The organism is Streptomyces resistomycificus, assembly GCF_001514265.1.
Lineage (GTDB): Bacteria > Actinomycetota > Actinomycetes > Streptomycetales > Streptomycetaceae > Streptomyces > Streptomyces resistomycificus.
Map to the genome: position 1 here is coordinate 57,309 of NZ_KQ949009.1, position 25,943 is coordinate 83,251.

The 25,943-nt window shown below is 71.5% G+C and carries 9 protein-coding genes; all 9 read left to right on the forward strand.

Annotated features, from left to right (window positions below):
* The first annotated feature begins 212 nt into the window (after positions 1 to 212).
* The 9 genes from AQJ84_RS39625 to AQJ84_RS39665 all read left to right on the forward strand — a co-directional run bounded on the left by AQJ84_RS39625 (position 213) and on the right by AQJ84_RS39665 (position 25,420).
* The gene (locus AQJ84_RS39625; RefSeq protein ID WP_030038856.1) at positions 213 to 1,799 is read left to right on the forward strand and encodes an amino acid adenylation domain-containing protein; all 1,587 of its coding nucleotides are present in this window, start codon (positions 213 to 215) and stop codon (positions 1,797 to 1,799) included.
* A 35-nt stretch (positions 1,800 to 1,834) separates the two neighbouring features.
* On the forward strand, positions 1,835 to 2,071 hold the full coding sequence (locus AQJ84_RS39630) for an acyl carrier protein (RefSeq protein ID WP_030038855.1): 237 nt from the start codon (positions 1,835 to 1,837) through the stop codon (positions 2,069 to 2,071).
* Positions 2,072 to 2,163: 92 nt separating this feature from the next.
* Positions 2,164 to 3,351, forward strand: a complete 1,188-nt coding sequence (locus AQJ84_RS39635) for an NAD(P)/FAD-dependent oxidoreductase (RefSeq protein WP_030038854.1) — start codon at positions 2,164 to 2,166, stop codon at positions 3,349 to 3,351.
* Positions 3,352 to 3,391: 40 nt separating this feature from the next.
* Complete coding sequence (locus AQJ84_RS39640; protein ID WP_030038853.1) at positions 3,392 to 11,155, forward strand: non-ribosomal peptide synthetase; 7,764 nt, start codon at positions 3,392 to 3,394, stop codon at positions 11,153 to 11,155.
* 10 nt (positions 11,156 to 11,165) lie between these two features.
* Positions 11,166 to 18,959 carry a non-ribosomal peptide synthetase gene (locus tag AQJ84_RS39645; protein ID WP_053192291.1) on the forward strand — a complete coding sequence of 2,598 codons (7,794 nt, stop codon included), beginning with the start codon at positions 11,166 to 11,168 and terminating at the stop codon, positions 18,957 to 18,959.
* A 4-nt stretch (positions 18,960 to 18,963) separates the two neighbouring features.
* Positions 18,964 to 22,854 (forward strand): non-ribosomal peptide synthetase, encoded by a 3,891-nt coding sequence (locus AQJ84_RS39650; protein WP_030038850.1) that lies wholly within the window; start codon positions 18,964 to 18,966, stop codon positions 22,852 to 22,854.
* Between the two features lie 82 nt (positions 22,855 to 22,936).
* Positions 22,937 to 23,653 carry a thioesterase II family protein gene (locus tag AQJ84_RS39655; protein ID WP_030038848.1) on the forward strand — a complete coding sequence of 239 codons (717 nt, stop codon included), beginning with the start codon at positions 22,937 to 22,939 and terminating at the stop codon, positions 23,651 to 23,653.
* A 55-nt stretch (positions 23,654 to 23,708) separates the two neighbouring features.
* Positions 23,709 to 24,662, forward strand: coding sequence for a daunorubicin resistance protein DrrA family ABC transporter ATP-binding protein (locus AQJ84_RS39660; protein WP_030038847.1), 954 nt, complete (start codon positions 23,709 to 23,711; stop codon positions 24,660 to 24,662).
* A complete protein-coding gene (locus tag AQJ84_RS39665) occupies positions 24,659 to 25,420 on the forward strand; it encodes an ABC transporter permease (RefSeq protein WP_030038846.1) in 762 nt (253 codons plus the stop codon). The genes AQJ84_RS39660 and AQJ84_RS39665 overlap by 4 nt, the downstream gene beginning before the upstream one ends.
* The last annotated feature ends 523 nt before the right edge of the window (positions 25,421 to 25,943 follow it).

A 25,943-nucleotide genomic window follows, 5' to 3' on the forward strand; every position in this document is an offset into this window, starting at 1 on the left:
CAGGCGCAGCACCTTCAGGCGCATCACCCGCACCCTCAGGCGCATCACCCGCACCCTCAGCGCGCGCCCGCAGCCACACCACACCGACGCATACCGAGGCGCACCGGGGCGCACCGGGGCGCCGCGCCCCGACACGCCGGCCAGCCCCCTCCGCTCCCGGGTGGTGCGCGGCGGCCCGCCCGACCGGACACCTCTCACATCGGAGTCAGTTGATGATCCTTCAGGGAAAGCGGGTCGCCCTGCCCTCGGCACCCGTCGTCCACCGCCGGTTCGAGGCGCACGCGCGGGCCACCCCCGACGCCGTCGCCGTCTTCCACGCCGGCCGGCAGGTGACGTACGCGGAGCTGGACGTGCAGGCGAATCGTTTCGCGCACTTCCTCGCCGCGCGCGGACACGGCCCGGGCGCAAAGGTCGGCGTCTGTCTCGACTACTCCGTCGACATGCTCGTGGCCATCCTCGGCACGCTGAAGGCCGGCGCGGCCTACGTCCCCTTCGACCCGGCCTACCCGGCGGCCCGGCTCCAGCTGCTGCTGGGCCAGGTCCCCGATCTCGCCCTGATCGTGGCCTCCCCGGCGACGGCCTCACTCATCGAGTCGGCAGCCGTCGACGTCATCGACCTCCAGAAGCTGTCCGGCCACCTGGCAGACCTTTCCGCGACCTGTCCCGACGTCACGGTCACCGGCGACGACATCTGCTACGCGGTCTTCACCTCCGGTTCGACCGGGACACCGAAGCTGACCGCGGTGCGCCACGAGGGCTGGTTCAACCTGATGAACTGGCTGAGGCTCGAGTACGGCCTCGACCGGCGATCCCACAACCTGGTCGTCAGCGCCTTCGGGTTCGACCTCTCCCAACGCGCCCTGATGACACCGCTGTTCTGCGGCGCCACCCAGTACCTGATGGCGAGCCGCAACTTCGACGCCATGCTGGCCTACCGCATGCTGCGCGAGCACGACATCCGCATCGTGCACTGCGCGTCGAGCACCCTGTACCTGCTGGTGGACTGGGAGAGCGCACGGGGCGGTGACGCGCTCGCCCGGCTCGACTACGTGCTCTTCGGCGGAGAGCCCCTGAAGACCGAACGCATCACCGACTGGGCGCGGCGCGAGGACAACACGTGCACCCTCCTGCACCAGTACGGCGTCGCCGAGTGCACGGACGTCGCCACGTCCTTTGACCTCGCCCACTACCGGCCCGGCGAACACGACATCGCACCGGTCGGCACGCCCGCCCACAACACCGACATCCACCTCCTCGACGAGCACCTGCACGCCGTCGCGGCGGGGGAGTACGGCGAGATCTGCATCTCCGGGGCCAGCGTCGGCGCGGGCTACCTCAACGGCACCGGCCCCGAGAACGAGAAGTTCACGGCGATCGACGTCGACGGCACACCGTGCAGGCTGTACCGCACGGGCGACCGCGGCTACGTGAACGAGGCCGGCAACCTCGTCGTCCTGGGCAGGATCGACGCGCAGGTCAAGGTGCGCGGCATGCGCATCGACCCCACCGACATCGAGCGCGCGCTCGGCCGGCTGGCCGGCGTCAGGGAAGCCGCCGTGGTGATCACCTACACCGCCTCGGGCGAGGCGGAGCTGAACGCGTTCGTCGTCCCGGCGGGCGACGACCTCGCCGAGGACGACCTGCGCACCCGCCTCCTGCAGACGCTGCCACGGAACATGGTTCCGTCCAGGTTCCGAAACATTCTGCGAATTCCGCTCAGCCCGCACGGAAAAGTGGACCGCGCGGCACTCGCCGACGCCTGCCGCAGCGAATACGCCGACAGCACCACGACGGCATAACCGACCGGACCTTGATGACAACCGAAAGGACTGTGATGATTGCCGACAGCGTGCACGCCATCTGGTGCCGGGAACTCGAACGCGACGACATCGCGGCCGACGACGACTTCTTCGCCCTCGGCGGCGAATCCGTGATCATGGCCAGGATCCAGGGCGCCTTCATCGAGGAGCTGGGCGTCGAGGTCCCGATGGACCAGATGTTCCTCAACTCGACGGTCACGTCGATCTCCGCCCACATCGAATCCCTCGGTGCGGTGACCGGCAGCGTCTGATGTCGTCCGCCGCGTCGGCGCAGCGCTTTACCCATGGAATTTCCGGCTACGGCCGCATTGTGTGAAAAAAACTACCTGGTAAGAGAGGCGCCATGTACGACGTGATTGTCATAGGTGCCCGTTGTGCGGGTTCGCCGACGGCCATGCTTTTCGCGCGGCAGGGTTATCGCGTCCTGCTCCTGGAGAAAGCGCGCTTCCCGCAGGACACCCTGTCCTCGCACTACATCCACCAGCAGGGTGTGGCGCTGCTCAACCGGTGGGGGCTGCTCGACAGGCTCCGCGACGCGGGCTGCCGGCCGATCACCCGCCAGAGCTACGAGGCGCCCGGTGTCCGCGTCGACGGCTTCTCCCTGCCGATCGACGGCCTGCGCACCACCTACGCGCCCCGGCGCTACGTCCTCGACCCGATCCTCGCGGACGGCGCGGTGGCCGCCGGGGTGGAGTTCAGGGAGTCCTGCGCGGTCAACGACCTGCTCTTCGAGGACGACCGGGTCGTCGGGGTGCGCTACACGACACCCGGCGGCGCCGAGGCCACCGACCGGGCACGCCTGGTCGTCGGCGCGGACGGCATGCGCTCGCTGGTGGCCCGCAAGGCCGGCGCGCCCAACGTCATCGAACACCCGCGGATGACCTGCACCTACTACAGCTACTGGGCCGGCGTCCCCGCACACTTCGAGCTGTACGAGCAGCCGGGGCGCTGGATCGGGGTCCTTCCCACCAACGACGACCTCACGCTGCTGATGGCGTACTTCCCCCAGGAGGACTTCTCCCACGTCCGCAAGGCGGTCGAACCCGCCTACCTCGACGCCTTCCGCACCACCGCGCCCGAACTGTACGAGCGGATGTCGGCCGGCGAGCGCGTGGAGCAGCTGTACGGCACCGGCCATCAGGAGAACTACTTCCGCAAGGCCTACGGGCCCGGGTGGGCGCTGGTCGGTGACGCGGTCAACCACAAGGACTCCATCACCGCCCGCGGCATCACCGAAGCCTTCGTCCAGGCCCAGTCGCTCACCGACCACATCGGGCAGCGCCTGCACGACGACGACGCGCTCAAGACGGCGCTGCGCCGCTACGAGAACGACCTGGGCGACGAGGCCCTCAACCACTACCAGGGCGCCCTCAACGTGGCCGAGCTCAAGCCCGCCGGACGCGCGGGGATGCTGCAGAAACTCGTCGGCCACCAGGACCTGATCGACCGGTACTTCTCGACGCTGTCGGGGGCGTGCTCCATCGACGACTTCTACAACGACGAACTGCTGACCCTGCTCGACCAGAGCTGAGTGACGACCTGCTCCCTGGTTTGCCGATATTGGAGACACAATGATCCCGTTGTCGTTCGCGCAGCGCCGGCTGTGGTTCGTGGACCGGTTCGAAGGCCCGTCGCCGACCTACAACGGCGCGTTCGCCCTGCGGCTGACCGGTGAGCTGGACGTGGCCGCGCTCAAGGCGGCACTGCACGATGTCGTCGACAGGCACGAGGTCCTGCGCACGGTGATCGTCGAGGACAACGACGGCGTCCCGCACCAGCAGGTGCTGGCCTCCACCCGCCGGCCCTTCCCCCTGCCCCTGGTCGAGGTCACCGAGCCCGAGCGGGCGGCGGCCGTCGACCAGGCGGCCACCGAGACCTTCGACCTGGCCGCCGACGTCCCGATCCGCGCCACCCTGCTGCGCACCGCGGCACGCGAGCACACCCTGGTCCTGGTGGTGCACCACATCGCCCTGGACGGCGAATCCCTCGGACCGCTGCTGCGCGACCTCACCACCGCCTACTCCGCCCGCAGCCAGGGCGGCGCCCCGCAGTGGCAGCCGCTGCCGGTGCAGTACGCGGACTACACGCTGTGGCAGCAGGACGTCCTGGGCGACGAGAGTGACCCGGACAGCCTGGCGGCCAGGCAACTGGCCTACTGGCGCGAGGCCCTGGCCGACCTGGCGCAGCCGCTGGCCCTGCCCACCGACCGCCCGCGGCCGCGGGCGATGAGCCCCCGCGGCGACCTGGTGAAGTTCCCCATCCACCCCGACCTGCTCACGGACGTGCAGAAGCTGGCCGCCCAGCAGGACACCACGGTGTCCATGGTCATGCAGTCGGCGCTGGCGGTACTCCTGCACCACCTCGGGTGCGGTGACGACGTGCCGCTCGGCGCGCCCATCGCCGGCCGCACCGACGAGGAACTGCGCGACCTCGTCGGGTTCTTCGTCAACACCTGGGTGCTGCGCGTCGACCTCTCCGGCAACCCGACCTTCCTCCAGCTGCTGCAGCGGGTGCGGGAGCGGGCCCTTGCCGCCTACGACCACCAGGACATGCCCTTCGAGCGGCTGGTGGAGCGGCTCAACCCGGACCGCTCCACCGCCTACCACCCGTTCTTCCAGGTGATGCTCGCCTGGCAGGAACCCCTGGGAGAACTCGAGTTCGCCGGCCTCGACGTCACCTCCGAGACCCTCGAGACCAAGACGGCCAAGTTCGACCTGTTCTTCAACATGATCCCCGACGGCTCAGGCGGGGCGGGCGTGCGCCTGGAGTACGCCACCGACCTGTTCGACCGGTCCACGGTCGAGACCCTCGCCCGGCGCTTCGTGCGCGTGCTGAGCGAGCTCGTGGCCGACTCCCAACGCCGTATCGGCGCCGTGGACGTCCTGGACGCGGACGAGCGGGAGCGTCTGCTCACCCGGTTCAACGACACCACCCAGGCGGTGCCCCAGCTGACGATCCCGCAGCTGTTCGAAAGCCAGGCGGCCGCGACACCCGACGCCCCGGCCGTCGTGTGCGACCAGCGGACGCTGACCTACCGGGAACTCGACGAGCGGGCCAACCAGATCGCCTGGGAACTGATCCGGCGCGGCGCCGGCCCGGAGGACCTGGTGGTGCTGGCGCTGCCGCGCACCGAAAACCTGGTGGCCGGCCTGCTCGGGATCCTCAAGTCCGGTGCCGGATACCTGCCGATGGACCCGCAGTACCTCGGCGCACGGGCGCAGAGCGTGCTGGCCGAAGCCCGGCCGCGGTTCGCGCTCACCGACACCGCCACCGCGCAGGACCTGCCGCCCCACGACATGTCGAGCATCAACCTCGACGACCGCACGCACTGGGACACACCCCCGGCGGCACCCAGGGACGCGGACCGCGTCTCACCCCTGCGTCCGGACCACCTGGCGTACGTGATGTACACCTCCGGCTCCACGGGCACCCCGAAGGGCGCGGCGATCACCCACCGCAACGTCGTCAACGGCGTGCAGGAACTGGTACGCGTCCTGGACGCGCCGCCCGGATGGCGGATGCTGGCCGGCACCTCGGTCAACTTCGACGTCTCGGTCTTCGAACTGCTGAGCACCCTGTCCACCGGCGGCAGCGCCGAAGTCGTGGCCAACGCACTCGCGCTGGGCGAGCGGGAGGGCTGGGACGGCCACGTGATCAGCGGCGTCCCCTCGGTCCTCGGGGAACTGGTGGGCCACCTGGACAAGACGAGTGACGTACGCACCGTCGTCTTCGCGGGCGACGTGCTGCCGGCCCGCCTGGTACGCCAGGTCCGCGAGGCCCTGCCCGGCGTGCAGATCGTCAACTCCTACGGACAGAGCGAGAGTTTCTACGCCACCACCTTCTCCCTGCCCGCCTCCCGGCAGTGGGAACACAGCGACGTCGCACCCATCGGCACCCCGCTGGGCAACATGCGTACCTACGTGCTGGGCCCCGGACTCCTCCCGGTCCCGCAGGGCGTGATCGGCGAACTGTACGTCGTCGGCACCTGCCTGGGCCGCGGCTACCACGGCCACCCGGCCCTGACCGCCGAGCGCTACGTGGCCAGCCCCTTCGGCCCCGCGGGCGAGCGGATGTACCGCACGGGAGACCTGGCCCGCTGGAACGCCGACGGCCGGCTGGAGTGCGTCGGCCGCGGCGACGGCCAGGTCAAGGTGCGCGGCTTCCGCATCGAGACGGCCGAGGTCGAAGCGGCCGTCACCCGCCACCCCGGCATCAGCGAGGCCGTCGTCATCAGCCGCGAAGCGCCCTCCGGCGGGCGGCAACTGGTCGCCTACGTGGTGCACACCGGTGAGGGAGCCGTCGGAGACGACGGCGCCGGCGGCATCGGCGACGTGGACGTGCAGTCCGGAGCCTCGGCCGCCGAACTGCGCAAGTTCGTCGCCGCACGGCTGCCCGACTACATGGTGCCCTCCGCCTTCGTCGCCCTGGGCCGGCTGCCGCTGGGACCGACCGGCAAGCTGGACCGCTCGCAGCTGCCCGAACCGGAGTTCGCGGGCGAGGCCTACCGCCCGCCGCGCACCGACGCCGAGAAGACCGTCACCGCGGTGTACGCGGACGTCCTGGGTGTGGAACGGGTCGGCATCGACGACGACTTCTTCGCGGTGGGCGGGGACAGCCTGCGCTCCATCCAGGTGGTGGCCCGCGCCAGAGCGAAGGGCCTGAACCTCACCACCCGCGAGATCTTCGAGTGCCGCACGGCGGCCCGGCTGGCCGAGGTGGCCTCCGCCCGCCGGGAGCGGGTGCCCGCACTCGCCGAGGAGGAGGGCGGCGGCGTCGGCCCGATGCCGCTGCAGCCGGTCGCCCGGCACGTCTTCGAGCACGGCGGCACAACGGACCGCTTCGCCATGTCCATCGTCCTGGAACTGCCCGCGGACATCGACGCGAGCGGCCTGGCCGCCACCCTGGACGCCGTCCTGGACCGCCACGACCTGCTGCGCGCCCGGCTGGTACCCGGCGAGGAGCTCTCCCTCACCGTGCGCCCCACGGGCAGCGTGCGGGCGGCCGACCTGATCCGCCGGGTGCCCTGCGAGGGCCGGTGGCAGGATCCGGACGCGCTCCAGGCGGCGAAGGCGGAACTGGACGACGCGGTCGGCCGCCTCGACCCGCAGGCCGGGACCATGGCGGACTTCGTCTGGTTCGCCCCCGACTCGGGCGCCGGCCGGCTGCTGGTGGTACTGCACCACCTGGTGGTGGACGGCGTCTCCTGGCGCATCCTCATGTCGGACCTCGCCGAGGCCTGGCAGCAGGTCCGATCCGGCCGCACCCCGAAGCTGCCCGCGGTCGGCACCTCCGCCCGCCGCTGGGCGTCGGCGCTCGACAACGAGGCGTTCTCCCCGCAGCGGGAAGCGGAACTGGCGTACTGGCGCGACCTGCTCGAAGCGCCCAACCCCCCGCTGGGCAGCCGGGCGTTCGACCCGGCCCTCGACACGATGTCCACCCTCGACACCGTGCGCGTGCAACTGCCCGCCGAAGTCACCGAGGCCGTGCTGACCCGGCTACCCGCCGCGTTCAAGGCAACCGGCACCGACGTGCTGCTCGCCGCGCTCGCCCTGGCCGTCGACCGATGGCGCGGCAGCGGCCGCTCGACCCTCGTGCGGCTTGAAGGACACGGCCGCGAGGAGGACGTCGTACCCGGCGCCGACCTCTCCCGCACCGTCGGCTGGTTCACCAGCATGTACCCGGCCCGCATCGACGTGCAGGACGTGGACGCGGCCGACGTGCTGGCGGGCGGCCCCGCGGCCGCCACGGCGATCAAACGGGTCAAGGAACAGCTGCGCCAGGTCCCCGACAAGGGCATCGGCTACGGACTGCTGCGCTACCTCAACCCGGAGACCGCCGAACAGCTCGCCCCCTACCCGGCGCCCCAGATCGGGTTCAACTACCTCGGCCGGATCTCCGACACCGACGTGCCCGAACACCTGCGCGCCGACGGGTGGGGGCCGGCGTCCTGGTCCGCCGAACTGATCCCGGCACCCGACCCGGACCTGCCCGCACTGTCCGCGCTGGAGGTCAACTCCGTCGTCACCGACACCGCCGACGGCCCCCGCCTGCAGACCGTGTTCATGTTCCCCACCGGCGTGCTCTCCCGCGAACGGACCTCCGAACTGGCCGCGCTGTGGGTCGAGATGCTGCACGGCATGGCCGCGCACGCCGCCCGACCGCTGATCGGCGGGCTCACCCCCTCCGACGCCCCGCTGGTCACGGTGCGCCAGCACGAGATCGACGACTGGGAGGAGCGCTACGGCCGGCTGGTCCAGGTGTGGCCGCAGGCCCCGGGACAGTCCGGCATCCAGTTCCAGGCCGCGCTCGCCGACGGCACCTTCGACGTCTACCACATGCAGTTCGTACTGCACCTGTCCGGACACGTGGACCCGCAGCGCATGCGGGCGGCCGGACAGGCGCTCCTTGAGCGCTATCCGAACCTGCGCTCCGCGTTCCTCGCCGGAGCCGACGGCGATCCCCTCCAGATCGTCGCCGACCACGTCAAGCTGCCCTGGCGCCACACCGACCTGACCGGCCGCAGCGAAGCCGAGCAGAACACGGCACTCGACACCGCCCTCGCCCAGGACCGGGCCGACCAACTCGACCCCACCCGGCCGCCGCTGCTCCGCCTGGCCCTGCTCACCTGCGGGCCGCAGCACGCCAAACTCGTCATCACAGCCCACCACACCCTCTTCGACGGCTGGTCCTCCCCGCTGGTGATCAAGGACCTGGTCCGCCTGTACGCCGGCGAGGAGCCGGCCCCGGTCCGCAGCTACGGCGACTACCTGGCCTGGCTGTCCGGACAGGACCGTGAGGCGTCGGCCGCCCGGTGGAAGGACGAACTCGCCGGATTCGACCAGCCGACCCTCCTGGCCGCCGGCCGTGCCCAGAAGGGGGAGGCCTCCCGCCTCGGACGGGTCGAGGTGCCGCTCTCCATCGACCAGGGCCGCGAACTCGCCCGGCGCGCCGCGGAACTCGGCGTCACCCTGAACACGCTCCTGCAGGGCGCGTGGGCGGTCCTGCTCTCCAAGCTGACCGGGCAGCACGACGTGGTCTTCGGCGCCGCCGTCAACGGCCGCCCCGCCGACCTGGTCGGCTCCGACGAGATGGTCGGCCTGTTCATCAACACCCTGCCGACCAGGGTGGGGTGCCGGCCGAACCAGACCGTGGGCGAGGTCATCACCGATCTGCAGGACCGGCAGATCTCCCTGCTCGACCACCACTCCTACGGCCTGGCCGACATCCAGCGCGGCGTCGGGCTGCCCGCCCTGTTCGACACGATCGTCGTGTTCGAGAACTATCCGATCGACCGCGAGGGCATCGTCGAGGCGAACGACTCGGCGGGCTTCAGCATCGACGCCATCCGGCCGTTCGCGGGCTCGCACTACCCGCTCACCCTCAACTCCTCCGACCCCTACCTGCGCCTGTCCCTCGACTACCAGACCAACCTCTTCGAACGCGACGCGGCCCAGGAGATCGCCGCCCGCCTCGTGCGGGTCCTGGAACAGGTCCTCAAGGACCCCAAGACACCGGTCGGCGCCATCCAGGTGCTCTCCGAGCACGAACGCCGGTGGCTGGTGCGGGGCGTCAACGACACGGCACATCCGCTGCCGGCGGGCACCCTGCCGGACGCGTTCGAGGCACAGGCCGCGCGCGAGCCCGACCGCGTCGCGCTGATCGGCGAACAGCAGACGCTGACCTACGGGGAGTTCAACCAGCGCGCCAACCGGCTGGCGCACTGGCTGATCGAGCAGGGCGCCGGGCCCGAGCGGCTGGTCGCCGTGCGCATCCCCCGCTCCGTCGACCTGATGGTGGCGATCTACGCGGTGGTGAAGGCCGGCGCCGCCTACCTGCCGATCGACACCGAACTGCCCCAAGACCGCGTACGGCACGTACTGGACAGCGCCAAGCCCCTGCTGGTCCTCGACGGACAACTGCCCGACACGGGCGGCTACCCGACAACCAACCCCGAGCGGACCCTGTCGCCGGACAACGCCGCCTACGTCATCTACACCTCCGGCTCCACCGGCGGCCCCAAGGGCGTCCAGGTGGCACACCGGTCGGTCATGAACCGGCTCACGTGGGGCCTGGCGCACTTCGACGTCCACGCCGGCGACCGGGTGCTGCTGAGCACCACGGCGAGCTTCGACGTGTCGGTACCGGAACTGTTCGCGCCACTGCAGGCCGGCGCCGCCGTCGTCATCGCCCGCCCCGACGGACGCCGGGACCCCGCCTACCTCGCCGACCTGATCCGGCGCGAGCAGGTGACCGGCGCCGACTTCGTGCCCTCCCTGCTGGAGGCCTTCCTCGCCGAACCCTCGGCCAGGCAGTGCACCGCCCTGCGCTGGATCGAGGTCGCCGGCGAGGCGTTCCCGGCCGCCCTGGCCAACAGGGCCACCGACCTGCTGCCCGGCTGCTCGGTGCACAACCTCTACGGCCCCACCGAGGCATCGGTGGAGGTCACCGCCTGGCAGCACGTGCCGGGCGCCGACCGGGTGCCGATCGGCGCACCCGTGTGGAACACCCAGGTGTACGTCCTGGACGCGGCACTGCGCCCGGTCGCCCCCGGCGTCGCCGGCGAGCTGTACCTGGCCGGCACCCAACTGGCCCGCGGCTACCTCGGGCAGAGCGCACTGACCGCGAACCGGTTCGTCGCCTGCCCCTTCGGCGAGCCGGGAGCACGGATGTACCGCACCGGCGACGTCGTGCGCTGGAACGAGGACGGCCAGGTCGAATACATCGGCCGCTCCGACTTCCAGGTGAAGATCCGCGGGTTCCGCATCGAACTGGGAGAGATCGAGCAGGCGCTGAGCGCGCACCCGGGCGTCGACAGCGCGGTGGCCGTGGTCCGCGAGGACCGCGCAGGCGACCAGCGGCTGGTCGCCTACGTGGTGCCGGGGGGCGGCACCACGGATGTGGCCGGGCTGGATGTGACGGCCCTGACCGACCTGGCCCGCGAGCACCTGCCGAAGTACATGGTCCCCTCGGCGATCGTGCCGCTCACCACACTGCCCACCACCCCCAGCGGCAAGCTCGACCGCAACGCGCTGCCCGCACCCGAGCACACCGAAACCGAACCGGGACGCGGGCCGCGCAACCCCAACGAGGAAGTCCTGTGCCGGCTGTTCGCCGAACTGCTCGGGGTGCAGGAGGTCGGCATCGACGTCGACTTCTTCAACCACGGTGGGCATTCGCTGCTGGCCACCCGGCTGATCGGCCGCATCCGCAACGAACTCAACGTCGACGTGAAGGTCACCACCGTCTTCCGCTCTCCGACCGTCGCCCAGCTGGCGGCCCGGATCGAGAAGCTCGCCACGTCGAACCGCCCCCAGCTGCGCCCGATGAACGTGTAGGAGTGCGTTGATGATCCCGTTGTCCTTCGCCCAGCGCCGGCTGTGGTTCCTCCACCGTCTGCAAGGCCCGTCCGCGACCTACAACATCCCCTTCGTGCTGCGCCTGGACGGGCCGCTGGACACGACGGCCCTGGCCGCGGCGGTGACGGACGTCGTCACCCGGCACGAGAGCCTGCGCACCCTCGTCGTCGAGAACGCGGACGGCACCCCGCACCAGCGGATCCTGCCGCCCCAGGAGGCCGAACCCGCCTTCCGCATCCTCGACGTGACCGCCGACGCGGTGGACGCCGCCACCCACGACGCGGCCTGCGAGGGCTTCGACCTGGAGGCACAACTGCCCCTGCGCACCACCGTTTTGCGCATCTCCGAACAGGAGCATGTGCTGGTGTTCGTCTTCCACCACATCGCCGCGGACGGGGCGTCGATGGCGCCGTTCCTGCGGGACGTGCTGTCGGCGTACGCGGCTCGCCACCAGGGCGGCGCCCCGCAGTGGGCTCCGCTCGCGGTCCAGTACAAGGACTACACGCTGTGGCAGCGCGAGGTGCTGGGCGACGAGGAGGACCCCGACAGCGTCGCCGCGGCGCAGCTGGAGTACTGGCGTGAACAACTGGCCGGGGTGCCGCAGCCGGTGCAGCTGCCGCTGGACCGGCCGCGGCCCACGACGGCCGGCCACCACGGCGGCCATGTCGACTTCGAGCTGGACGCCGAACTGCTCGCCGGGATCGGGAAGCTGGCCGCCGAACGCGGTGCCACCGCCCCGATGGTCGCCCAGGCCGTGCTCGCGGTGCTCCTGCACCACCTGGGCGCCGGCAACGACCTGACGATCGGCAGCCCCATCGAGGGCCGCGCCGACGAGCAACTCGACGATCTCATCGGGTTCTTCGCCAACACCTGGGTGCTGCGCGTCGACCTGTCGGACAACCCCTCCTTCGGTGACCTGCTGGAACAGGTCCGCGAGCGGGCCCTGGCCGCCTACGACCACCAGGACGTTCCCTTCGAACGCCTGGTGGAGCTGCTGAGCCCGGGCCGCACCACCGCCTACCAGCCGCTGTTCCAGGTGATGCTGGCCTGGCAGTTCGCCTGGTCACCCATCGACATACCGGGCCTGCGCGTCACCCCCGTCCCGGCCGGCACCGGCACCGCGAAGTTCGACCTGTTCTTCAACATCGTCCCGGCCCCCTCCGGGGGCGCCTACGGGCGGCTGGAGTACGCCACGCAGCTGTTCGACCACTCCACGGCCGAGGGCCTCGTCGACCGCTACCTGCGCGTGCTGCGGCAGGTGGTCGCCGACTCCGGGACACGGCTGGGCGCCCTCGACGTGCTCACCGACGCCGAACACACCTGGCTGACCCGGCTGAACGAGACGACGGCACCGGTGCCCGAACCGACACTGCCCGAGCTCATCGCCGCCCAGGTGGCGGCCACCCCCGACGCGCCGGCCGTGGTGTGCGCACAGCACACACTCTCCTACCGGGAGCTGGACGCCCGGGCCGGCCGGCTGGCCGCCGTACTACGCGACCGCGGGGTGGGCCCCGACGTCCTGGTCGCCGTGGCCCTGCCCCGCTCCACGGACCTGGTGGTCGCCCTGCTGGGCGTCCTCAAGGCCGGCGGCGCCTACCTGCCGATCGACCCCCACTACCCGGCCGCACGCGTCGACCTCCTGCTCGACACCGCCGACCCGGCACTCGTCCTGACCGACTACGCGACAGCGGCGGCCGTCGCCACCTCCCGACGCCCCCTGCTCCACCTCGACGACCTGAGCCTCCAGGGCCCCCCGCGCGACATCCCGAAGGTCCCCCTCGCCCCCGACAACCTCGCCTACGTGATGTTCACCTCCGGCTCGACCGGCACCCCCAAGGGCGTCGCCGTCACCCAGGCCGGCGTGGTCAACGGCGTGCGCGACCTGCGCCGCATCACCCGCGTCGAGGCCGGGTCGCGGATGCTCGCCGCGACCTCGGTGAACTTCGACGTCTCCGTCTTCGAGATCTTCACCGCGCTCACCAGCGGAGCCAGCGTCGACCTCGTGCGCGACGTACTCGAACTCGCCGAACGCGGCAGCTGGTCGGGCACCACCATCAGCGCCGTACCCGCCGTGTTCGCCGCGCTCCTCAACCAGCTCGCCACCCAGGCCCCCGACCGTCTCGAACTCGACGTGGACACCGTCGTCTTCGCCGGCGAAGCACTCTCCGCCGACCTGGTGCGCACCGTGCGACACGCCCTGCCCAAGGCGCGTGTCATCAACGCCTACGGACAGACCGAAAGCTTCTACGCCGCCACCTACACGCTCCCGCAGCAGCAGGACGGCACCGGCGCCACACCCATCGGACAGCCCCTGGCCAACATGCGCGCCTACGTACTGGGCCCGCAGCTCACTCCGGTGGCACCCGGCGTGATCGGCGAACTGTACGTCGGCGGCCTCGTCGCCCGCGGCTACCACCGAAGCGGCGCGGCCACCGCCCAGCGGTTCGTCGCCTGCCCCTTCGGCCCGCCCGGCGCGCGCATGTACCGCACCGGCGACCTGGCCCGGTGGGACGCCCACGGCCAACTGACCTACGCCGGACGCGCCGACACCCAGGTGAAGGTGAACGGCATCCGCCTGGAGCCGACCGAGATCGAGACCGTCCTCGCCCGGCATCCCACCATCGGCCAGGCAGCGGTCACGGTACGCGAGGACCACACCGGCGCCGCCCGGCTCGTCGGCTATGTGGCGCCGGCGGCCACCCCCGGCGGCGAACCGGGCCCCGCGGCCAGTGTCTCGGTGACGGACGTGCGGCGCTACGTGGCCGAGCGGCTGCCCGACTACATGGTGCCCGCCCTGTTCGTGGTGCTGGGGCGGCTGCCGCTGACCGCCAACGGAAAGCTGGACCGGGCCGCGCTGCCCGAGCCGGAACTCGCCGGCGACCAGTACCGGGCGCCGCGCAGCCACGCCGAGCGGGTCCTGGCCGAGGTGTACGCGGACGTGCTCGGCGCCGGACAGGTGGGCATCGACGACGACTTCTTCACCCGCGGCGGGGACAGCATCCGCTCCATCCAGGTCGTCGCGCGGGCCAAGACACGCGGCGTGCTGATCAGCACACGGGAGGTCTTCGAGCACCGCACGGTCGCCCGCCTCGCGGAACTGGCCGCCGGCCGCGACGACGCCGAGCGGGTGAGCCTGGCCGAGCTGCCGGGCGGCGGCGTGGGCTGGGCCCCGCTCACCCCGACGGCGGCCCACGTCCTCGCCCTGGGAGGCGGCATCGGCCGCTTCTGCATGTCCGCGATGCTGACCCTGCCCGAGGACATCGACACCGCGGGCCTGCTCGCGACGGTGCAGGCCGTGCTGGACCGGCACGACGTGCTGCGTTCCCGGCTCGACCGGACCCAGCCGGGCCTGTGGACCCAGCCCGCCGGCCACGTCGACGCCCGCCCGCTGATCCGGGAGGTCCCCTACGACGGCGCCGACGTGCAGGCCGAACTGGACGCCGCCGCGGGCCGGCTGGACCCGGACGCGGGCGTCATGGCGCAGTTCGTGCACTTCACCCGCGACCCGGACACGGACACGGACACGGACCGGCTGCTGATCGTGCTGCACCACCTGGTCGTCGACGGGGTCTCATGGCGGATCCTGGTGCCGGACCTGGTGTCCGCCTGGCAACGCGTCCGCGACGGCCTCACCCCCCAGCCCGCCGGGACGGGCACCTCGCTGCGACGGTGGGCGCACGCGCTGGCCGAGGAGGCGGCCACCCCCGAGCGGGTGGCCCAACTGCCCGTATGGCAGGAGATCCTGCGCGCACCCGAGCCGCCGCTGGGCGCACGGGAACTGGATGCGGCCCTCGACGTCACGGCCACCGTGGACACGGTGCGCGTGACGGTGCCCGCAGACGTCACACACACCCTGCTGGACACCCTGCCCGCGGTCTTCCGCGGCGGCGTCGACGACGGGCTGCTGGCCGCCCTGGCCCTGGCACTGGCCCGCCACCACCAGACACGGGGCGTGAGCGCGTCCTCGACGCTGGTGCGGCTGGAAGGACACGGCCGGGAAGAACACCTGGTGCCCGGCGCGGACCTGTCGGGCACACTCGGCTGGTTCACCGCGATGTTCCCGGTACGCCTGGACCTGACGGGCATCGACGTGGCCGACGCCTTCGCCGGCGGCCCGGCCGCCGGACAGGCGATCAAGGCCGTCAAGGAACAGCTGCGGGCCCTGCCCGAGGGCGGCATGGGCTACGGCCTGCTGCGCCACCTCAACCCGCGGACCGCCGCCACGCTGGCCCCGCACCGCCAGCCGCGCATCGGCTTCAACTACCTGGGCCGCTCCTCCGCGGCGGACATCCCCGAAGACCTGCGCGGCCTGGGCTGGACACCCGACACCACCCGGCCCGACCTGATCGCCGCACCCGACCCGGACATGCCGGTGCTGTCGGCACTGGAGATCAACGCGGTCGCCACCCACACCCCCGCCGGCGAGGAACTGAGCGCCTACTTCGGCTTCCCGACCGGCATCCTGTCCCGCGACGAGGTGAACGAGCTGGCCGGATGGTGGGTCGAGGCACTGACCGCCCTGGCCCGCCACGCCACCACCCCCGACGCCGGCGGACTGACCCCCAGCGACGCGCCCCTGGTCGAGGTGCGCCAGGAGGAGATCGACACCTGGGAGGCCCGCCTGGGCACCCTGGCCCAGGCCTGGCCCACGACACCGGTGCAGTCCGGGATGCTCTTCCACACCATGCTGGCCGGCTCCACCTTCGACGCCTACCACATGCAACTGGCCTTCCACCTCTCCGGCGACGTCGACCCCCAGCGGATGCACCGCGCCGGACAGGCCCTGCTGGAACGCCACGCCAGCCTCCGCGCCGCGTTCGTCGACCGGGCCGACGGCGATGTGGTGCAGGTGGTGCCCCAGACCGTCACCCTGCCCTGGCAGCACCTCGACCTGACCGCCCTCGCCGAACCGGAACGGACCGTACGCTACGAGCAGTTCCTCGCCCAGGACCGGGCCACCCACTTCGACGTGGGCACCCCGCCGCTGATCCGGCTGGCCCTGGTCGTCCTGGAGCCCGGCCGCGCCGAACTCGTCCTGACCGCCCACCACGTGCTGCTCGACGGCTGGTCCACCCCCCTGCTGATGCGCGACCTGCTGCTGCTCTACGCCTCCGCAGGCGAGCCGGCCACCCTGCCCGCCCCCCGCGACTTCGGCGAGTTCCTGTCCTGGCGCGCCCGGCAGGACGAAACGGAGTCCGCCCGGGTGTGGGCGGCCGAACTCGACGGCATCCAGGAACCCACCCTGCTCGCACCCGGCTCCGAAGGCGTGGGCGAGCGGGGCGTCGACCACGTCGACGTCGCGCTCCCGCTCAACGAGGCCCGCCAACTCGGCGAACGCGCAGCCGAACTGGGCGTCACCGTCAACACCCTGGTGCAAAGTGCCTGGGGACTGCTGCTGGGCCGGCTCACCGGCCGCCAGGACGTGGTGTTCGGCGCCACCGTCTCCGGGCGCCCGCCCGCGGTCACCGACGTCGACTCGATGGTCGGGATGTTCATCAACACCCTTCCCGTACGCGTCCAGTACGCGCCCGGCGACACCCTCGCCGAGGTCCTCACCCGGCTCCAGGGCCGGCAGGCCGGCCTGCTGGACCACCACTACTACGGGCTCACCCAGATCCAGCAGTCCCTCAACCTGCCGTCCCTCTTCGACACCCTGGTCGTCTTCGAGTCCTACCCCATCGACCGGGAGGGCCTCAGCGCCGCCTCCGACGCCGCGGGCGGGATCGCCTTCACCGGCCTGCGCCCGTGCACGGCCACCAACTACCCGCTGACCCTGATGGCGGCGGCCGACCCGCACCTCCAGCTCACCCTCCAGTACGCCCAGGACGTCTTCGACCAGGACACCGTCCAGGTGTACGCGGCCCGCCTCGTGCGCATCCTGCGGCAGCTGGCGGCCACCCCGAAACTGAAGGTCGCCCACGTCGACGTCCTGGACGGAGCCGAACGCGAGCGGCTGCTCACCGAGTTCAACGACACACACGTCCCGACCGAGCACGTCACGATCCACACCCTCGTCCAGGCACAGGCGGCACGCACCCCGCACGCCCTCGCCGTCACCGCCCAGGGCGCCTCGCTCACCTACCGCGAGCTGGACGAACGCGCCGGCCGCCTGGCGCGCGAACTGGCCAGGCGCGGGGTGGGCCCGGAGTCGGTGGTCGCGGTGTCACTGCCCCGCTCCGCCGACCTGGTGGTCGCACTCCTCGCGGTCCTGAAGGCCGGCGGCGCCTACCTGCCCGTCGACCCCAAGTACCCCAGCCACCGCCTCGAGGCCATCTTCGCCGAGGCACGGCCACGCCTGGTCCTGACCGACTCCGCCACCGTCGCGGTGCTGCCCGGCCATGACGCCCCCGACGTCTTCCTCGACACCCTCGACCTGCCCGCCGACGACACCGGCCGCCACCTGCCGGCCCCCCCGCAGCAGCTGGCGTACGTGATGTACACCTCCGGCTCCACGGGCACCCCCAAGGGCGTCGCCATCAGCCACGCCTGCGTGGTCAACGGCGTCCTGCAACTCGCCTCCCGCGTCGGCATGGAACCCGGCCGACGGCTCCTGGCGGGCACCTCGGTCAACTTCGACGTCTCGGCGTTCGAGATCTTCACGACCCTCGCCACCGGCGGCGTCGTCGAAATGGTCCGCGACGTCCTGGTCCTGGGCGAGCGGGACAGCTGGAGCGGCAGCGTCATCTCCACCGTGCCGTCCGCCTTCGCCGAACTCGTCGACGAGATCTCCGACCACACCAGCGTCCAGACGGTCGTCTTCGCCGGCGAGGCCCTGCCCGCCGCACTCGTCGACAAGACCCGCCACGCCTTCCCCGGCGTCCGCATCGTCAACGCCTACGGACAGAGCGAGACGTTCTACGCCACCACCCACACCGTCGGCGCCGACCCCCGCAGCCGATCGGGCAGCACACCCGTCGGCACCCCGCTGGGCAACATGCGCGCCTACGTCCTGGACTCCGGCCTGGCCCCGGTGGCGCCGGGCGCGGTCGGCGAGCTGTACGTCGGCGGGAACGTGGGCCGCGGCTACCACGGCCGCCCCGACCTGACCGCCGAACGCTTCGTCGCCGACCCTTTCCACCCCGCCGGCGCCCGCATGTACCGCACCGGCGACCTGGCCCGCTTCAACGCCGAGGGCCAACTGGAGTACGTGGGCCGCCAGGACGCGCAGGTCAAGGTACGCGGCTTCCGCGTCGAGCCCGGCGAGGTCGAGGCCGCGCTCACCGCACACCCCCACATCGCGCAGGCCGCCGTCATCGCCCGCGCCGGGCGCGGCACCAGCACCGGCAGGCAACTGATCGCCTACGTCGTGCCCGCCACCACCGGCGACACCACCACCGGCGGCCACACCGGCCTGGAGCCCAGGCAACTGCACGACTTCGCCTCCCGACAGCTGCCCGACTTCATGGTGCCGGCCGCCTTCATGGTCCTCGACCGCCTCCCGCTCGCCCCCAACGGCAAACTGGACCGGGCGGCGCTGCCCGAGCCCCAGTACACCGGCGCCGCCTACCGGGCGCCCCACACCACCGGTGAGAAAACCCTGGCCAAGCTGTTCGCCGAGGTGCTCGGCGTGGACCGGGTCGGCATCGACGACGGCTTCTTCGAGCTCGGCGGGCACTCCCTGCTCGCCACCCGGCTCATCAGCCGCGCCCGCGCCGAGATGGGCACAGAGATACCCATCCGCAAGATCTTCGACCTGCCGACGGTGGCCGCGCTCGCCGCGTGGTCGGAAAAATCGGCTGCTCCCCGTCGCCCCAGCCTGCGCCAGATGACCGTCAAGAGGTGAAGCAATGATTCCGCTGTCATTCGCACAACGCCGCATGTGGCTACTGCACCAACTGGAGCGGGGAGCGGCGACCTACAACATATCGGCGGCGTTCAGGCTGACCGGAGCACTGGACGAGGCCGCCCTGGCCGCGGCGGTCGGCGACGTGGTCGAGCGGCACGAGATCCTGCGCACCACCTACGCGACGGACGACGACGGCGAGCCCTCCTCGCACATCCTGCCCATGGAGCAGGCCTCACCCCGGCTGCGGGTGATCGAGGTGGCACCCAAGGACACGGCCGGCGCGATCGCCGAGGCCGTCGCGCACCGCTTCGACCTCGCCGCCGAACTCCCGCTGCGCGCCAGCCTGCTGCGCTGCTCCGCACGCGAACACGTCCTGGTCATGGTCATCCACCACATCGCCTCCGACGGCAGCTCGAGCGCGCCGATGATGCGGGACCTGATCGACGCCTACACCGCCCGCCAGGACGGCCGGGCCCCGCAGTGGGAGCCGCTGCCGGTGCAGTACAAGGACTACGCGCTGTGGCAGCGCGAGGTGCTCGGCGACCCCGCCGACCCGACCAGTCTCGCCGCCGCGCAGGTCGAGTACTGGCGCGGCGAACTGGCCGGGGTGCCGCAGCCGCTGAGCCTGCCGCTGGACCGCCCGCGGCCCGCCCAGGCCAACTCGCACGGCGACACGGTCGACCTCTTCGTCCAGCCGCAGGTGGCCACCGGACTGCACAAGCTCGCCGAGGAGCGCGGATCGACCATGTCGATGGTCCTGCAGGCCGCCCTGGCGGTCCTGCTGCGCACCCTCGGCGGCGGCGACGACGTGACGATCGGCAGCCCGATCGCCGGGCGCACCGACGAGGCGCTGGCCGACCTGATCGGGTTCTTCGTCAACACCCAGGTGCTGCGCGCCGACCTGCACGGCAACCCGTCCTTCACCGACCTGCTCGCGCAGGTACGCGACAAGGCCCTGACGGCCTACGAGTACCAGGACGTGCCGTTCGATCTGCTGGTCGAGGCCATCAACCCCGAACGCTCCGCGTCCTACCAGCCGCTGTTCCAGGTGATGTTCGCCTGGCAGAGCTACCAGAAGCCCGATCTGTCCATCCCCGGCCTCGAGGTGACGTTCGAGCAGGCCATCCCCTCGACCGCCATGGTCGACCTGTTCTTCAGCCTGACCGTGGACGAAGCCGGCGCACTGCGAGGCGACCTCCAGTACGCCACCCAGCTCTTCGACCGCGCCTGCGCCGAGGAGATCGCCGCCCGCTTCGTGCGGGTCCTGGAGCAGCTGGCCGCCGACCCTGATATGCGCGTCGCGGACGTCGACGTGCTCAGCGCACCGGAGCGGCAACGGCTGCTGACGGAGGTGAACGACGCCCGCAACGACATCCCCGACGCCACCCTGGTCGAGCTGTTCGAGCGGCAGGCGGCCCGGCACACCGACGCGGTCGCACTCGTCTGCGACGGCGACACCCTCACCTACGGTCAGGTCAACGCCCGCGCCAACCGGCTCGCCCGCCACCTCGTCGCCCAGGGCGTGGGCCCCGAGTCCCTCGTCGGGATCTGCCTCGAGCGCTCGGCCGACCTGGTCGTCGCGCTGCTCGCCGTCCTCAAGGCGGGCGGCGCCTATCTGCCCATCGACCCCGACTCCCCGTCCGACCGCATCGCCTACATGCTCCAGGACGCGGCGCCCGTCCTGCTGGTCACCACCAGCACCACCAGCGCCGCACAGGACCTGGCCCCGGCCCTCCCGCAGCTCCACCTCGACGGGGCCCGGCCCTTCGCCGACCAGCCGGACAGCGACCTCACCGACGCCGACCGCCGGGCCGCCCTGCGCCCCGAGCACCCGGCCTACGTGATCTACACCTCCGGGTCCACCGGCCGCCCCAAGGGCGTACTGATCCCGCACCGCAACGTGGTCGGTCTCTTCAGCGCCACCCGCGACTTCGCCTTCGGCGCCGACGACGTGTGGACCCTCTTCCACTCCTACGCCTTCGACTTCTCGGTGTGGGAGCTGTGGGGTCCGCTGCTGCACGGCGGACGCCTGGTCGTGGTCCCCTACGACGTCTCCCGCTCCCCGGCCGACTTCCTCCGGCTCCTGGCCCGCGAACAGGTCACCGTCCTCAACCAGACCCCCTCGGCCTTCTACCAGCTCATCCAGGCCGACGCCGAGAGCCCCGGCCAGGACCTGGCGCTGCGCTACGTGGTGTTCGGCGGCGAGGCCCTCGACCTGAACCGCCTCGCCGACTGGTACACCCGCCACGCCCCCGACGCGCCGGTGCTGGTGAACATGTACGGCATCACCGAGACCACCGTGCACGTCACCCGCATCGACCTGGACGAGCACTCCGCCGCCCGCTACCGGGCCAGCGTGATCGGCCCGGCCGTCGCGGGACTGCGCGCCTACGTCCTGGACTCCGGCCTCAAGCCGGCGCCCACCGGCGTGACCGGGGAACTGTACGTGGCCGGCTACGGCCTGGCCCGCGGCTACCACGGCCGGCCCGGCCTGACCGCGGGACGGTTCGTCGCCTGCCCCTTCGGCGAGCCGGGGGAGCGCATGTACCGCACCGGCGATCTCGTCCGCTGGAGCAGGGCCGGCCAACTGGAGTACGGGGGGCGGGCCGACTCCCAGGTGAAGATCCGCGGCTTCCGGATCGAGCTGGGCGAGATCGAGCACGTGCTGGCCGGGCATCCGGGCGTGGCGCAGGCGGTGGTCGTGGTCCGCGAGAACCAGGAGGACGACCAACGCCTCGTGGCCTACGTGGTGCCCGAGCCCGCCGCCGAGCAGGCCGGGCTCAGCGAGCTGCCCGAGTACCTGCGCGACCGCCTCCCGGACTACATGGTGCCCTCCGCGGTGATCACGCTGTCACAGATCCCGCTGACCTCGAACGGGAAACTCGACCGGCGGGCCCTGCCCTCGGAGGACCCCCGCACCCAGGTCAGCCGGGAGCCCCGCAACGCCTACGAACACGGACTGTGCGCCCTCTTCGCCGAGTTGCTGGGCCTGGAACAGGTCGGCATCGACGACGGCTTCTTCGCACTGGGCGGACACTCGCTCCTGGCCACCCGGCTCAGCGTCCGCATCCGCAACGAGTTCGACATCGACATTCCCATCAGGACGATCATCAAGTACCCCACGGTGGCCGAACTGGCCGCGCTGATGCTCGCCGGCGGCGTACCCGACGACGACGCCGACTCCTTCGCGGTCGTCCTGCCCCTCAACAGCGACCCCGGCACGGGCAAGCCGCCGGTGTGGTTCTTCCACGGCGGCGGGGGACTGGGCTGGGCCTACTACAGCTTCGTGCTGCACCTGCCGGACCGGCCGGCCTACGCCCTGCAGTCCCGCGGCTCCGACGGCGAGGACACCCTGGCGGGCTCCGTGACGGAGATGATCGACGACTACGTCACCCAGATGCTGAAGATCCAGCCGCAGGGGCCCTTCAACCTGATCGGCTGGTCCTACGGCGGCACCGTCGTCCAGGCCGTCGCCGACGCACTCGACCGGCGCGGCCACGAGGTCGCCCTGGTGGCCGTCCTGGACGCCCAGCCCGGAGGGCACGGGTTCACCCAGGTACACGCCGGCAAGGAGTCCTCGGACTACCGGGCCGAACTCGAGGACGACTTCAGCCAGTACATCCGCATGGGCAACCGGCAGGGCTTCCTGGACACCATGTCGAAGGTGATGGCCAACAACACCGCCCTCATGATGGATTACCGCTCGCCGGTCTACCGCGGCGACGTGCTGTATTTCAACGCGACGCTCGAGGACACCTCCTACGCGCACCTGTGGCGGCCCTACGTCCTGGGCTCCCTCGAAGTGCACGACATGCACGCCACCCACCACGAAATGCACATGCCCGCACCCGTGGCCGAGTTCTTCGAGGTCGTCCACCCCCGGCTGGCGTGACGGCCGGACATCCACGTCCCACCACCGGTGCAACAAACGAGTCAACGGATGAGGGAGGTCGGTCGGGGTGACACAACCCGGCATGTCCGCACCACACGGCAACCAGGCCGCACTGCTGTGCGTGCCCTTCGCGGGAGCAGGCCCGTCGTTCTTCCACCCCTGGCGGGAGCTTGCCGCCGGCCGGTGGCGCGTGACCTCGGTCGAACTGCCCGGCAGGGAACGGCGGATCCTGCAGACGCCGTACCGCAACGTCGTCGAAGCGGCCAAGAACTCCGTCGACGACATCGTCGCCGACCTCGGCGAGGGAACACCGACCGTGCTGTTCGGGCACAGCCTGGGCGCGGTCCTCGCCTACGAGCTGGCACACCTGCTGAGCATGCGCGGCATACCGGTCGAGCGGCTGGTCGTCAGCGGCTCGCCCGGCCCCTGGACCCAGCGCGAGCGGCGCGCGAGCGGCCTTCCGGACGAGGAGTTCCTCGCCAGGGTCGAGGAGTTCGCGGGCTTTCGGCACGAGGCCCTGGACCACCCGGAGATGCGGGAACTGATCCTCCCCACGCTCCAGGCCGACTGCGAGATGCACGAGAACTACCTCCCGAGCACCGACGCACCGCTGTCGGTGCCGATCTGCTCGCTGCGCGGCAGCTGTGACGGCCTGGTCAGCGCCGAGGAGGCCCAGCAGTGGCAGGCGGCGACCACGGGCGCCTTCAGCTACGCGGAGTTCGAGGGCGACCACATGTACCTGGTCGATCTCGGCCGGGAGGTGCTGGACGTGATCGAGGCGGAATCCGCCCACGGTTGACGCCATGTCAGAGGCGTGACAGGTGCGTGACAGGCCCGGAGAGGAAAGTGAAGGCATGAGAAGTTCAGCGATCGCAGTTTCAGGGCTGCGCAAGGCATATGGCGACAAGGTCGTGCTCGACGGCATCGACTTCGATGTCGCCGCAGGATCGATCTTCTCCCTGCTCGGCCCCAACGGGGCCGGCAAGACGACGACGGTGAACGTCCTGACGACACTGCTGAAAGCCGACGCCGGCACGGTGAGCATCGCCGGGCACGACGTGGTCAGCGCGACCAGGCAGGTACGCGCGGCCATCGGCGTGACCGGCCAGTTCGCCGCCGTGGACGAACTGCTGTCGGGCCGGGAGAACCTGCAGCTGATGGCGGACCTGAAGCGCGTGCGCTCCGGTGACCAGCTGGTCACCCGGCTGCTGGAGCGGTTCGACCTGGTGGAGTCCGCGGACAAGCTGGCGGCGACCTACTCCGGCGGTATGCGCCGCAAGCTCGACCTGGCGATGACGCTGGTCGGCAACCCGCAGATCATCTTCCTCGACGAGCCGACCACGGGCCTCGACCCCCGCAGCCGGCGCACCATGTGGGGCATCGTCCGCGAGCTGGTGGCCGAGGGCACCACCATCTTCCTCACCACCCAGTACCTCGAGGAAGCCGACCAGCTCGCCGACCGGATCGCCGTCCTCAACCAGGGCCGCCTGGTCGCCCAGGGCACCCCCGAGGAACTCAAGCGCCAGATCCCCGGCACCCACATCCGCTTCCGGTTCGCCGACGTCTACGAACTCGACGCGGCGGCACGGGTCCTGGCCGAGGCCACGCGCGACGACGAGGAGCTGACCCTGCGGGTGCCCAGCGACGGCGAGACGAGGTCGCTGCGGGCCCTGCTGGACCGCCTCGACACGCACACCATCGACGCCCAGGAGTTCTCGGTGCACCGGCCGGACCTCGACGACGTCTTCCTCGCCCTGACCGACCACACCAGCACCGAGCACCCGAGCAAGGAGGCGATCGCACAGTGAGCACTGTCTCGACGCCGTTGGCCGATTCGTCGATCATGCTGCGCCGCAACCTGAAGCACAACGTGCGCAACCCCGTCACGATGTTCAACGCGGTCCTGTTCCCCATCGTCATCATGCTGATGTTCGTCAAGGTGTTCGGCGGCGCGTTCAGCGTCGGCGACGCCTACATCGACTACGTGACGCCCGGACTGCTCGTGATGGCCATCAGCTACGGGCTGGGCGCCACCGCGACCGCTGTGAACTCCGACATGACCAAGGGCGTCATCAACCGCTTCAAGGTCATGGACGTCTCCCGCGGCGCCATGCTGACCGGACACGTCGTCATCACCACGGTGCGCTCCCTGGTGGGCTGCGCGGCCATCATCGGCGTGGCCTTCGCGATGGGCTTCGACCCCGCCGCGAGCGCCGTCGACTGGCTCGGCGTGCTCGGTGTCATCGTGCTGCTCAGCTTCGCGGCCGGCTGGCTCACCGTCGCCATGGGACTGGCCGCCAAGACCGCCGAGTCGGCGGGCATGGCCGCCGTACCGCTGATCATGCTGCCGTTCTTGAGCAGCGCGTTCGTCCCCGCGGACACGATGGGGGCCGGCGTACGGCAGTTCGCCGAGTACCAGCCCTTCACCCCGATCATCGAGACGCTGCGCGGACTGCTGGCGGGCACCCCCTCCAGCGGCGACGCGATCGCCGCGGTCGCCTGGTGCCTCGGGCTCGCCCTCCTCGGATACGTGTGGTCGGTCTCCACCTTCAAGAAGCGCGCGTGACCTCGACCGGCTGAACCCCCCTGCTCCGCGTCCCCTCCCGGGCCGCCCCGGCGAACTCCACATCGCCGAGGCGGCCTGACGCGCACCCCACCCCACCCCGCCCGGCTGCAGCGCCCCCCGGGCAGCGACCGCCCGTCCCAGGCCACCACGCAAGCACGGCCACACCGTGACGTACCGCCCCACGCCCAGGCCGCCGACGCGGAGGGCGAGCAGGCCGTGAGCCACCGCGTGGACACGCGCCCCGCCCCGCTGCACGGCCCGCCCGGGAAGAAGGCTCCGCAGGCCGCACACTCACCCGGCACTCCGGCACTCCGGCAGGCCCGCAGCGGCGGCGGGTGGACCGGTGGGCTCCGGCATCCGGCCCCGTGGCCGCCGGGCCTCGCCCACAGCCGCCGCCTCACAGGGCCTGCTCCGTGCCCCACCGCTCGGGTCCGCGCGACGAACCCCCATGCCCCGCTCTCGCGCGGACCGCGTCCTGGCGCCCGGCGTCCGACCCGGCCAAGCCGCGGCCCCGCCCCGCCCG

Coding starts and splice junctions, on each gene's coding strand:
- AQJ84_RS39625 (WP_030038856.1), top strand. CDS start 213: ATGATCCTTCAGGGAAAGCGGGTCGCCCTGCCCTCGGCACCCGTCGTC.
- AQJ84_RS39630 (WP_030038855.1), top strand. CDS start 1,835: ATGATTGCCGACAGCGTGCACGCCATCTGGTGCCGGGAACTCGAACGC.
- AQJ84_RS39635 (WP_030038854.1), top strand. CDS start 2,164: ATGTACGACGTGATTGTCATAGGTGCCCGTTGTGCGGGTTCGCCGACG.
- AQJ84_RS39640 (WP_030038853.1), top strand. CDS start 3,392: ATGATCCCGTTGTCGTTCGCGCAGCGCCGGCTGTGGTTCGTGGACCGG.
- AQJ84_RS39645 (WP_053192291.1), top strand. CDS start 11,166: ATGATCCCGTTGTCCTTCGCCCAGCGCCGGCTGTGGTTCCTCCACCGT.
- AQJ84_RS39650 (WP_030038850.1), top strand. CDS start 18,964: ATGATTCCGCTGTCATTCGCACAACGCCGCATGTGGCTACTGCACCAA.
- AQJ84_RS39655 (WP_030038848.1), top strand. CDS start 22,937: ATGTCCGCACCACACGGCAACCAGGCCGCACTGCTGTGCGTGCCCTTC.
- AQJ84_RS39660 (WP_030038847.1), top strand. CDS start 23,709: ATGAGAAGTTCAGCGATCGCAGTTTCAGGGCTGCGCAAGGCATATGGC.